The organism is Limosilactobacillus sp. C0001E2 (assembly GCF_056590915.1).
This window is the reverse complement of the sequence record NZ_JBWPXC010000014.1, coordinates 1-12,190: the sequence shown is the minus strand read 5'-3', so window position 1 is coordinate 12,190 and position 12,190 is coordinate 1. Positions and strand designations below refer to the sequence as shown.

The 12,190-nt window shown below is 38.9% G+C and carries 11 protein-coding genes and 1 tRNA gene; 11 read left to right on the top strand and 1 reads right to left on the bottom strand.

The genetic code is table 11. From position 1 onward, the window contains the following. Nucleotides 1-184: 184 nt before the first annotated feature. The 9 genes from AC1EKL_RS08585 to AC1EKL_RS08545 all read left to right on the top strand — a co-directional run bounded on the left by AC1EKL_RS08585 (nt 185) and on the right by AC1EKL_RS08545 (nt 9,722). The gene (locus AC1EKL_RS08585) at nt 185-1,996 is read left to right on the top strand and encodes a TerB N-terminal domain-containing protein (protein ID WP_480189721.1); all 1,812 of its coding nucleotides are present in this window, start codon (nt 185-187) and stop codon (nt 1,994-1,996) included. Then, complete coding sequence (locus tag AC1EKL_RS08580; protein ID WP_480189720.1) at nt 1,996-3,327, top strand: ATP-binding protein; 1,332 nt, start codon at nt 1,996-1,998, stop codon at nt 3,325-3,327. Before AC1EKL_RS08585 ends, AC1EKL_RS08580 begins: the two co-directional genes overlap by 1 nt. 15 nt (nt 3,328-3,342) lie before the next feature. Next, on the top strand, nt 3,343-5,586 hold the full coding sequence (locus AC1EKL_RS08575; RefSeq protein ID WP_480189719.1) for a DEAD/DEAH box helicase: 2,244 nt from the start codon (nt 3,343-3,345) through the stop codon (nt 5,584-5,586). Nucleotides 5,587-5,693: 107 nt separating this feature from the next. Continuing rightward, nucleotides 5,694-5,766 (top strand) — tRNA-Thr (locus tag AC1EKL_RS08570). Nucleotides 5,767-6,115: 349 nt separating this feature from the next. Then, on the top strand, nt 6,116-6,406 hold the full coding sequence (locus tag AC1EKL_RS08565; RefSeq protein ID WP_480190280.1) for a type II toxin-antitoxin system MqsR family toxin: 291 nt from the start codon (nt 6,116-6,118) through the stop codon (nt 6,404-6,406). Between the two features lie 14 nt (nt 6,407-6,420). Further along, entirely contained in the window at nt 6,421-7,344 is a 924-nt protein-coding gene (locus AC1EKL_RS08560; protein WP_480189717.1) for a type II toxin-antitoxin system antitoxin SocA domain-containing protein, read from the top strand. A 129-nt stretch (nt 7,345-7,473) separates the two neighbouring features. Continuing rightward, entirely contained in the window at nt 7,474-7,725 is a 252-nt protein-coding gene (locus AC1EKL_RS08555) for an AbrB/MazE/SpoVT family DNA-binding domain-containing protein (RefSeq protein ID WP_163704681.1), read from the top strand. Between the two features lie 2 nt (nt 7,726-7,727). After that, nucleotides 7,728-8,123: a type II toxin-antitoxin system death-on-curing family toxin gene (locus AC1EKL_RS08550; protein ID WP_480189716.1), complete on the top strand. Its 396-nt coding sequence runs from the start codon at nt 7,728-7,730 to the stop codon at nt 8,121-8,123. Between the two features lie 81 nt (nt 8,124-8,204). Next, nucleotides 8,205-9,722, top strand: coding sequence for a Rib/alpha-like domain-containing protein (locus AC1EKL_RS08545; protein ID WP_480190279.1), 1,518 nt, complete (start codon nt 8,205-8,207; stop codon nt 9,720-9,722). A gap of 187 nt (nt 9,723-9,909) precedes the next feature. Here the strand turns inward: AC1EKL_RS08545 and AC1EKL_RS08540 are convergent, their stop codons facing one another. Then, complete coding sequence (locus AC1EKL_RS08540; RefSeq protein WP_480189714.1) at nt 9,910-11,184, bottom strand: ISL3 family transposase; 1,275 nt, start codon at nt 11,182-11,184, stop codon at nt 9,910-9,912. Between the two features lie 331 nt (nt 11,185-11,515). On the opposite strand from AC1EKL_RS08540, the gene AC1EKL_RS08535 reads away from it, so the two are divergent. Together AC1EKL_RS08535 and AC1EKL_RS08530 are read left to right on the top strand one after the other, a co-directional pair. After that, the gene (locus AC1EKL_RS08535) at nt 11,516-11,776 is read left to right on the top strand and encodes a type II toxin-antitoxin system RelB/DinJ family antitoxin (protein WP_480173582.1); all 261 of its coding nucleotides are present in this window, start codon (nt 11,516-11,518) and stop codon (nt 11,774-11,776) included. After that, nucleotides 11,769-12,116, top strand: a complete 348-nt coding sequence (locus tag AC1EKL_RS08530) for a replication associated protein (protein WP_480189713.1) — start codon at nt 11,769-11,771, stop codon at nt 12,114-12,116. The genes AC1EKL_RS08535 and AC1EKL_RS08530 overlap by 8 nt, the downstream gene beginning before the upstream one ends. Nucleotides 12,117-12,190: the final 74 nt, after the last annotated feature.

Genomic DNA, 12,190 nt, shown 5'->3' with positions numbered 1-12,190 from the left:
AACACAGAAGTTAAGCTTCAACGCGCCAAAAGTAGTTGGGGGATCGCTCCCTGCGAGGATAGGACGTTGCCACGCAAACATTAAACGCAGACTGTATGACAGTCTGCGTTTTTTTGTACTACCAAAGAATTTAAAGTCTGGTATAATCGTACCTAGAACGTATGTACGGAGTGGAGGAAGAGTAATGGAACGGCAGGTCCTAAAGGATTATCTTTTAAATAAGTATGGCTTAACATTCCAAAAGTCAGTAGCCGATCCATTAAATTTACAAATAGTTGAAGTTACGGCTCACAACCCCTTTATAGTTTTATCAGTTTCCACCCCGCAACTTGATGTTAAATGTCCTAACTTCGCAGCAACAATTCAAAATTTACAAGGATTTACAGAACCACAGTTAATGAATTATCCGGAATGGGTCGGAATTCAGTTAAACCAGATTAAAGCACAAGACCTTTTTAATATTTTGGATTATGCATTCAAATCAGCAACTAATGGTAACCAAAATTTTATTGCACAACAATTGGTGTATTTACCAAGCGATGATACTGATTCAAAATATCAATCTCAACTCATTCCGCAACGTCAGCAATTCGCTCAAAAGCATCGACTCCCGGAACCATTAGAAAAAATGATGGCGAGTTATGACTACACCATTTTACCCATGAACGAACAAGGAGAAAATTTTTATCGTCAAGGGCAGATGGTGGCTAATTATGAAGATGACTATGATCAAATTTATGAATTGCGTCGTTATTATCCAGATTATCATGCAATGAACGGTCACCAACTGCGAACCTACTTTACTTGGCGGACGCAGTTACGAAAGGGCAATTTTACTGTCAGTAGTACTTCTTACGCATATGTTTATATTTATGAGCTACTTAACAATATCGGAGTAAAAGATCCTAATGACGGGTTTCAAAAACTCCTTGAATTTGATAAAAAGTATGCTGCTAGCTATGGAAAGCGGATGAAGGACTATTTACATCAGTGGATGCAGGATTATGTTTTGTACTATGGCTTAGAACGCACCAAAGCGAATCAGGTGTTTGCAGATCAACTGAAGGTGGACCATGAATATCATATTCTACGTCATCCTGAAGATTATTCAGCAACGGAAGTTATGGATGTTTTTTTGGAACATAGTCCTTATTTGAAGAAGTGTAGTTTATATAAAACGTCACCGGCAAAGTGGACTGAAGTTGTAGCAATGGTTTGGCAATTCGCTTTGCAAAAGAACCCACAAATATTTACCAATCTTATTGCTACCCAGACATTGAGTGCCAAATACTTTTTTGCAGGAGCCGTTTTTGCTTTTCACCGGCAACCACGCTTAACGGAATATCCAATTGATTCGGAACGAACATACCAGTTTAAGGATCGTAAATATTATTGCAATGCATGGTACCCACTCAAAGATCAACAAAAACGTCTAAACGCTTTTTTTCATGAGTTGGATCGACTCGCTCGGCAGCAATTTCATCTCGGTCACCCTTTAAAGCCGCGACAATTAGATTCGCAAATATTGCTATTAATCAGATCAGGATTAGAAGAATATCAAAAACAGGAAGTGTTAGCACGTCAGCCAAAGATTGAGCTAAACCTTTCTTCACTAGATCAAATTCGAGTAGATGCTTCGACAACCCGTGACAGTTTGCTGACTGATGAAGAAAAGCAGGCTGATGATGAACAGATACCAGATCCTTCATCAGTTAATGAGGTTAAAGATTCGTCTGCAGTATCATCTGATGCGGTAAATGATATTTTAAACATCAATGAACGATACTTAGTACACGCATTGCTTGATCAAAAACCGTATCAAGATTATTTAAAGAAACATCATTTGATGGTGTCAATTTTGGTAGATTCAATTAACGAAAAACTTTTCGACGAGATTGGTGACTCGGTAATCGAGTTTAATGATCAAGATGAGCCAGAAGTAATTGATGATTATAAAGATGATCTACGAGAACTACTAAAGGAGGATGATGCATAATGCCAGAGAAGAAGCGACGGGTACCAAAGAGAATTGCTCAAACGATTCTAAATTCGCTGAAAGGAGGAGTTGTTCCGCGGATTGGTCTTCCTTATATTACGGTCGGCCGTAAAGCAGAAATTGAGGCCCTCCTGCATGATGTTGATGTCGTAGCGGAAGGTGGGGCCGCTTTCCACTTCATTGTCGGTCGTTACGGATCCGGAAAGAGTTTCTTGCTTCAGACAATCCGTAATTATGTGATGGACAAAAATTTTGTGGTCGTTGATGGCGATCTGTCACCAGAACGACGGTTACAAGGCACTAAGGGACAAGGGTTAGCGACCTATCGGGAATTAATTCAAAATTTAGCAACTAAGACCCGTCCTGAGGGTGGCGCACTCACCTTAATTCTTGATCGGTGGATTAACTCTGTGCAGACGCAAGTAGCTACCGAAACTGGACTGAGCGACGACGATCCAAAATTTGTCGAAAACACGGATAAGAAAATCTATGCAGTGATTTCCTCATTAAGTGAACTGGTGCACGGTTTTGATTTTGCTAAGTTACTAAACATGTATTATCATGCTTATCTTAATAACGATGATGAAACTAAGGCTAAGGTTATTAAGTGGTTTCGTGGGGAGTACACCCACAAGACGGAAGCTAAGCAGGAATTAGGTGTCAACATTATCATTTCTGACGATGATTGGTACGAATATTTGAAACTATTTGCTAGTTTCTTCCGTCAAGCGGGCTATGCTGGCTTGATCATCATGATTGATGAATTAGTAAACATCTACAAAATCCCAAATAGCATCAGTCGTCAATATAACTATGAAAAGATCTTAACGATGTACAACGATGCTTTGCAGGGAAAGGCAAAGTATCTGGGGATTTTGATGGGCGGGACCCCGCAAGCAATTGAGGATCGCCGACGAGGTGTTTACAGCTATGAAGCTTTAAGGTCACGATTAGCTGAGGGAAAATTCTCTCAGGCTGGGGCCCGTGATATGTATGCACCGGTGATTAAGCTGGATCCACTGACACCGGAGGAAATGTTGGTATTGACCGAAAAATTGGCTGATATGCACGCTGACTTGTATGGCTATCAGCGCACGGTTACTGATGATGATCTTGCTAAATTTATTAAAATTGAGTACGCCCGGATTGGAGCGGACACCAACATTACACCACGGGAGGTTATCCGTGACTTTATCGAAATGTTGGATATTGTATGGCAAAACCCATCGACGACCATTGAAAAACTATTGAATTCTGATCAATTTACATATACGGAACAATCTGCCGTTAGCGATCAGAAAACGAAAGATTATACTGAATTTACTTTATAAAAGGAGGGCAGGAGAATGGACGTTTTTTCACGGTATGCGCCATTTATTCAAGATTATATTTATGAACAATGTTGGCAAACATTACGACCAATTCAGGTGGCAGCTGCCGAAGAAATTTTTGGAACTGATCACAATGTTCTCCTGTCAGCATCGACCGCCGCTGGAAAGACAGAGGCGGCCTTTTTCCCGATTTTAACGGAATTAACTGAACATCCCGTCGATTCCATTGGGTGCCTATACATTGCACCTTTAAAAGCGTTAATTAACGATCAATACCGGCGACTAACGGACCTCTGTGAAGATCAGGATTTACCGGTTTGGCGATGGCATGGAGATGTTTCACAATCACAAAAACGCCGAATGCTGAAAAATCCGCGTGGGGTGTTGCAAATCACACCTGAATCGTTGGAATCCTTTATGATCAACAAGCATATGGATATCCCACACTTATTTCACGGTTTACGGTTCATTGTGATTGATGAGCTGCATTCATTTTTACGGAGTGACCGAGGTGGTCAAACTTTCTGCTTAATTGAGCGGTTATCAAAATTAGCTGGGATTGATCCGCGACGGATTGGATTATCCGCAACGATTGGCAATACTGAAGCAGCCAGTCAGTTTTTAGGAGCGGGAAGCAATCACCAAACAGTAGCACCAAAAGTTAAAAATACCCGGCAAATTTGGCGGCTATCAATGGAACATTTCTATAAGATGGGACCACAAGCTGCAAAGAATCAAGAAGAAAATAATCAGTTAATTGGTCCGAAAACTGATAAAGCCCCAGAGTTAGCTGATCCAGGAATTGGCTATATTTTTGAGCATACACGGGGTAAAAAATGCCTAGTCTTTACAAATAGTCGTGAAGAGTGTGAAGCGGTGTGTCAAATGCTGCGTGAATATTGTGCTTACCGTCATGAACCAGACCGTTTTCTGATTCACCATGGTAATCTATCACCAGCACTGCGGCAGACGGCTGAAGACGCGATGAAGGATGAAGATGCTTACATGACCACGTGTGCTACGGCAACGTTAGAATTAGGAATCGATGTTGGTAAATTGGAAAGTGCGTTTCAAATTGATGCACCATTTACGGTATCTGGATTTTTGCAGCGGATGGGCCGAACCGGGCGACGTGGTAACCCACCAGAAATGCATTTTGTGATGCGTGAAGAACATCCAGAATCACGGGCCATGCTACCTGATTTAATTCCGTGGCCATTGTTGCAGGGGATTGCACTGGTTCAACTGTACTTAGAGGAGCGGTGGGTTGAACCGCCGGAACCTAATCGTCTCCCATATAGTTTGCTTTATCATCAAACAATGAGTACGTTGGCGTCGAGTGGAGAAATGACCCCGGCTGAACTAGCCTCACGGGTTTTACCATTGACCTATTTTCATAACGTTAGTCAAGATGACTATAAAGTCTTATTACGCTATTTGATTAAGACCAACCAAATTCAACAAACCGAAAATGGTGGTTTAATTGTTGGCTTAGCTGGTGAACGAGTTGTCAATAATTTTAAATTTTACGCTGTCTTTCAAGAAAACGTTGAATACAGTGTTCATGCTGGATCAGAAGAATTAGGAACAATTGTTAAGCCACCACCGGTTGGTGATAAAATTGCCATTGCAGGACGGGTTTGGGTAGTTGAAGATGTGGATCGAAAACGGCATCAGGTCTATTGTCATGAAGTGAAAGGTCGTATTCCGGCGTACTTTGGGGATGTTCCGGGCGATATTCAACCAAAAATTCTCCAGCGGATGCGTCAGGTACTTAATGAAAGTACAATGTATCCATACTTGATGAATAACGCTCAGGCGCGGTTAACGCAGGCACGTGATACTTGTAATATTGCTGGAATTCCGCAACAACAGCTAATTAATTTGGGCGGTAAAATGTGGTGTTTATTACCGTGGACAGGAAGTTATGCTTTTCTTGCGTTAGAACGACTGTTAAGAATAAAATGTGCTAAACGATTGAATTTACGCGGCTTTAATTCATCACGACCGTACTTTATGGAGTTTGCAATGGATGTTTCAGCGGATGAATTTTTCAAAATTATTGGGGAAGAGGCTGCCAAAGATTTTGCACCTATGGACTTGGTATATCCTAAGGAAGTGCCAGTGTTTGATAAGTATGATGAATATTTACCAGATGAGTTGGTACGTAAAGAGTTTGCGGAGAGTGTCCTAGATATTGTAGAAATGAAAAAGTGTGTCGCGCATATGTGTGCGGAATATCAAAAATTAAAGAACTAGAAGGATCTCATGGTGCTAATGAAAAGCCATGAGATTTTTTGATTTATTTTTAAAATAGGGGTTCCCTTTTAATTGTCAATTTGATATACTATTTTTTGTTGATTAATGCTCACTTAGCTCAGTTGGCAGAGCACGTCATTAGTAATGATGAGGTCGAAGGTTCGAATCCTTTAGTGAGCACTACAAAGAACACATAAGCCTGTAATACCAGCGATTACCGTTGGCGTTACAGGCTTTTTTCGTCGCTTAAATGGCGCTGTTTTAACACGTTAATTAACACGGGTAGATGTTGGCAGACGGTTTTTGAGTGGTTGAAGTGCTTGAATTGCTGATATGGCAGGGTTAGTCGCGTGTTAAAATGTGTTAACATTAGGGAGCTGAATTATCTTAATCACATGCAGAGTATCTTGATCATTTTGTAAATTTTGATTAAGATACTTTACTTTTTAACGTTCTTGCTACTAATTAGTAGTAAAGGTATCACCGTCATGCTATAATGGTATAGCAATAAAATACTAGGAGGATTGTAATGGGGGTTGGTGAAGCATTAGCAAGATTGAAATTTCTTGTGAATCATGATCGATTTTATATGGTTCAACGACAAAGCAGAATGGCAATGCCGGTTTCCGTAACTTTAGCGAAGGAAATTGTTAGACAGTTATCCATTAATGATTTTGTCAAACATGAACCTAATCGCAATAATCCATTACAATTTGTTTGGGTATTTAAGACTAGTGATGGACAGACTTATTACATTAAGTTTGTATTTACTGAGAACAACCCAAAAGTGGTATTTATCAGTTTTCATCTTGATTATTAAAGGAGGAGGTTTATATGGCTTACCAACAGAACTTCACAACTACTTATACTATTAATGGACATGAGTATACGGTAACTGCACCGGCTCTTTTTGACAGTAACACCAATGAACTGATTCCAGATAAGGAGCTGGATGATCAAACTGCCGAAACAGCTCGTCAACAATACCGTGATGAGATGGGATTACTGTCACCACAAGAATTAAAGCAGTATCGTGCTAAGGTAGGACTATCTCAACGTAATTTAGCTGAATTAACTGGGTTAAGTCCAAACACAATAGCACTTTACGAGGCTGGTGCATTTCCTACCAAAGCCAATAATAGACTGCTAAAATCACTCATTGCTAACGATGATGTGCTTCAACAATATATTGCTGATGAAAAGAATGATTACTCTGATGAACTAGTTTCCAAGGTGAACTCTTATCTAAGTAATAATGCTGGTGTTGTTGAATCACAAAAGGAACAACCTAGGTTTACAGCGGTGCAGTTAGCTAACTGGCTACGAGTTGAAAACTACTTTGAACGGGATAGTGACTTAAATATTGACCCGTTAACGCAAATGAAGGTCATTAAACTGCTCTACATTGCGTATGGGAGATTTTTAGCCGCAACCAGAAATAAATTATTTTCTTCCACAATTGTTCACTTTCAATATGGTCCATTAATAACGGAAGTACATGATAAGTTTAATGGTCAGACTGTTCTGGATATTGATAAACCAGATAAAGAAGCGATGAATGACTATAGCCTAGTTTCACAAGATATCGAGATTGTGGATCTTCTAAGTAAAGTGAACGAAGATTACATTAACTACAATGCTGCTCGACTAAGTAAGCAAACTCATCGGCCAGGTTCACCGTGGAATTTAACACCAGATCGAGAAGTAATTAAGGGCCAATTAATTTTTGATACATTTAAGCGAGGAATAGAAGAATAGCTCATACAGGGAAAGCAGCTTTCATCTTGATGAAAAGTTTGCTTTTCCTGTTTTTTTATGGAAGGGTAGTAAAAAATCGTATATATTATATAATTCGAATGTATATACGAATTGAAAGGAGCCTTGATTATGGTTATTAAATCACCAACTAAAATTTTTAAGTCAGGTAATTCCAGCGCGGTGCGGATTAGTAAGGACATTATGGATGCAGCGGGGCTCAAAGTAAACGACAAGATTAATGTAACCTTTAATTCTCATGATGGCAGTGTTGTGATTAAGGCTGCTGATACTGATAGTAAAACCCATGATCATTTTTCTGAAATTTTGGATCAGAGTTTAGATGAAGATCAAGCAGTATTGGACTTCCTAAAGGATAAGTAAACATGGAATATTTAACTGAGGAAGAGCTAATTGAAATTAACCGGCGAATCATTCGTCATGCTGGTGAAGGCACAATTGGTGTGTTGGATGTTAGCAGATTAAATAGTGTTGTTGAAACGCCCAAGCAAGTTTTCTTTGGACGTGAGGCTTACCCAACCGTCTGGTTAAAAGCGGCCTACTATCTGCAAAAGATTACTAAGAAGCATCTCTTTGCTGATGGCAATAAACGGACAGCATTTGAAGCTGCCAAAGTATTTTTAATCCTGAATGGAATAACTCTTCACTTTGAGGGAATTGAAGCCGGTCAAATGGTTTTAGATGTTACTAACTCTCCCGATTCAGAAGAAGTCATGTTAAAAGTGGCAGAGTATTTGAAAAAACATCAAGTGGGAAAATAAATTTAATCTGCGCTCTTCCCCCTTGAAGCAAGAAATATGGTATACTGTTTAATACAAGATAAATTTAAAGGAGTAAAAATTATGGTTAGCAAAAATAATCTTGAATTAATTCAGAAGCGAATGTCACAACGGTATACTAAATGGGCACTGTGCCGGTTGACTGTTGGCGTTGCCTCAGTCACCATTGCGACCGGCTTTTTCTTTATGGCAGGGGGGCTGGCCAACCCGGTCACAGTTCATGCGGCAACTAATATTGATGAACAAGTCGCAGCTTCAGCTGATCATCAATCGACAACTAAGGAACTTGGTAAGAATGCAGATTTAAGTATCTTACCTGATAATATTAATTGGACGTCCCCTCGGCATGATAAGCCGTTAAACGGGGGCAATGAAAATGACTTCAATAAAGGGGAAGATCAAAAACCAGGCGCCATTATTTATGATCCAATTCAACAACAAGGTGGCGATGGTTATAATGTCAAATTACCAACCAACAATGACCAGTTTGGGTACACGATTGATGGTAAGGTAGGAATTAGTAAGACTGGCGAAGCCATTAATGATGGAACTGGTACTTCTGGGATTATTAACCCCGACAATAAAGATAATATTATCTGGTTAGGTAAGTATGGTGAACCAACCAGCGGGAATCTTACTGCTGCTCTTGATTCCATTGGTAATAAAAATGAGCTACCTAAGGGGACCAAATATGAGTATGTAGGTGGGTGGTTTAAGCCCCAGGGTAATGATAAATATCCATTCTTACATGTTCCTGCCCAAAAAGGAGAAGCGGGAGCTAAGTATTTCCACCCATTCAGGGGGCAAAAATTCAGAGTGTACCTAGTCATGGATAAAATTACTTATCCTAATGGCAAAACTTTTTATATCCCTATTCGGATAGCTTTTGGTTCGGCTTGGAATTTAGGGATTCACAAAGATATTGCTGTAAAATCTGGTGAAAAATTGGAGATTACTCCAACTTGGGTAAGTAACGGGAATGTTAATGGACAAGATCAATTAAAGATGGTTATTTACGATGCGGATGACCCACAAAACCAGAGCTTATATAACGCCTATGCTACGCCCAATCCATTAGCAACCTTTACGACGGAAAGTAATACTGGTAAGCAAACGTTTAAATTTGTTGTCCCAAAAGGGGTTGCAAAGTTAAGAGTATCATTTTTGCCAGCTAACACTACTGTAAACCACACTGGATTAACTAATAACAATGATATCCTGGTTTCTGGATTTACGGGGGTTGCAATTCATCAAGTTACTGATGCCGATAGACAAAATCCAGTTGGCAAACCAATTAATACAGAAGTTGGCAAAACGCCGGATTCTTCCAAGGGAATCAGTAATCTTCCTGATTTACCTGATGTGACCAAGTATTCTTGGAAAGAAGTACCAGATATTACCGAGTCAGCGGTTAACGCGCCAACAAAGGCTACTAATACGCTGGCTGAAAATAATAACGTAACAAAACAAACTCTACCCCAAACAGGGAACACAAATGAACAGGGTACTGTTCTGTTAGGTGTAATTTCTGCCTTGCTAGCTCTATTTGGATTGGCAAAACGAAGAAAACTAAATCTTTAACGAGTGAATTGTTACAGGAAATTCATGAATTACCATTTCGGTAGTTTGTTGCTTTTTGTGTCTCTTCGTCAAGAAGTAGGCTCTATGATATTCAGTACTGATAGATGTTTTTTCATCTGTCGGTACTGTTTTTGTAGGCTCTGTGTCAAATTCTGTTGATGCAAGCTAATAGAACAGTATCAAGTTTTTAAACTTGGTACTGCTTTTTTGTTCTCATCATTCGTAGATTAATTCTTGCTAGTAAGTGATTGAAGTTGCTCAGACCGAAGGCGGTGCGTTGAACTTGCTTAATCATACGGTTAGTACCTTCTAGTGGACCATTAGACTGCTCATTTTCTGCTGCGTTTAACACAATTTCGAGGTGTTTATGTAAGGTTTTAATGACCGTAGCCATTGGCTTACTAAGTTGATCATAATGGTAACTAAAGAGGGCTTCAGCTAAGCGATCCTTATTTAGCTGCGCTAAGTAATTCATAACATCATGCATAACGACGTAGTCGTTATTTAGTTTTGAATCTAATGCCAGTCCTAAGCCAATTCGCTCTCCAGCTGTTACTTTTTGATGAATATGTCGATCATAATATTCTTTTGCATCAGAAAGCTGCTGGTCATTTTTAAGATATAAACGCCAAGAAAACTTGAGGAGCTTATACTCATATGATTGATACTTGTAATGTTTCATCAACTGACTGCGGTATTGATTGAAGGCGCGGGTCATCATAGCAATGATATGAAACCGATCGATGACTATTTTGGCATTAGGAACGAGTTGATAGACGATATCTTGATAATAACTGTTTAGATCCATCGTAATTGTTTCAACATTTTCGCGAGCTGATAGATCAACGCATTCAAAATATTTAATAATTGAGGATTTGAAACGGTTCGGTAGTATTTTAATAATACGGTGCGTATTACCACCATCAATACAAATAAAGTGTATCTGATGATGAACCCCACGAAATTCATCAAAGGCTAAATGTTTAGGTAATTGATCGGGAAAAACTGGATATAGTTCGCGATGGTCATTAATTAGTCGACCAACGGTCGATGGTGAAACGTTATTATCAACCGCAATACATTTCTGAGTTCGATCATCTTGTAAGTTCATAATAATTTTAGCTTTCGTGCGGTTAGAAATATTGCAGTATTTATTAACTAGTGGAGTTTTAGCCATGATGGTGTGACCACAGTTTTTACACTTCAAACGTTGCTTGGCTAGCCTAATTAAGATTGGATGACTGGCATTATCACTGGTATAAGTAATGGTTGATGTGTAATGACCATTGTGTACTAAATCTTCAAAGCCACATAAAGGGCAACGCCGTTGATGGATGATTAAACATGCTTTGATGATGCGAACTTTAGTGTGATGAATAAAGGAATCAAAAATATCGTCAATTTTAATATTTGGGTCTTTAATTTCTAACAAAGAACGAATAGAATCACTAGTTAGGGTCATATTGATATTCTTTCTTTAATTGTGGTGATTTATGGATGGGATAAGGTCAATTATGACCTCTTTTTTTCTACTCAAAGTCAAGTCATATCAGTATTTAGTTACTATTTTGACCTAACTTTTTATTATACTGGATTTCTAGGTACCTGGTCAAAAAATAATTAGACCCGGTACCAATTAAATAGTGATCATATTGGGAGACTAATTCATCGTCAATTTAATTTGGTACCGGGCTTCAAAAAAGTGAGGCCTGGTATACTAATATAGCAACATACCAAGTTTTTTATTTGAATTTGTGTGTTATATGTCATACAATACAGGTGAGGTGATAAGCATGGATTCAAGAGTAGATAGTAGGGTCCCAGTTGATGTTAAAGAGCGTGCAAGCAAGGAATTAGCTGCACACGGTTTATCCATTTCAAGTTTTATCCGAATGATGTTATCATCAGTTGCTAACGATGGGCTCCCTAAGTATTGGGGAATCCTAAATGCCGAAACAATGTCATCAATTGATGAAGTTATTGATGATATGAAAAAGCCCCACTTAAAGGGAGCTTCTTCTTATGATGAATTGGAGAAACTATTAAATGAGTAAGGTGATTCCTACAGGTAGATTTAAAAAGCAACGTAAAAAGGTAAAAAAGAATCCACGATGGCACAATATTTTCTATGGTGAGGTGCCGTTTGAAAATGATCACCGTTCACCTTGGAGATATGTTATTGAGTGCTTTTTAAATGACCAAACAATACCCGATTATTTTTATGAGCATCCAATTACGTTAACTAAACAGCAACGGCAGGAAATAAGAAATAGATTTGGTGATTTGACTGATCTTAAAATCAGAGGATTAGATTTACATTTTGATGGTCACAATGGAGATCACTTACTCCTTTATATTCGAACAAATAAGAATACAGTTTATTTGACAGGATGAAGTGAACCCCCATAGTTGGACAAGGAGTTCCAACTATGGGGGTTTTACTATGACTAAGTTTAGTTTAGAAATTA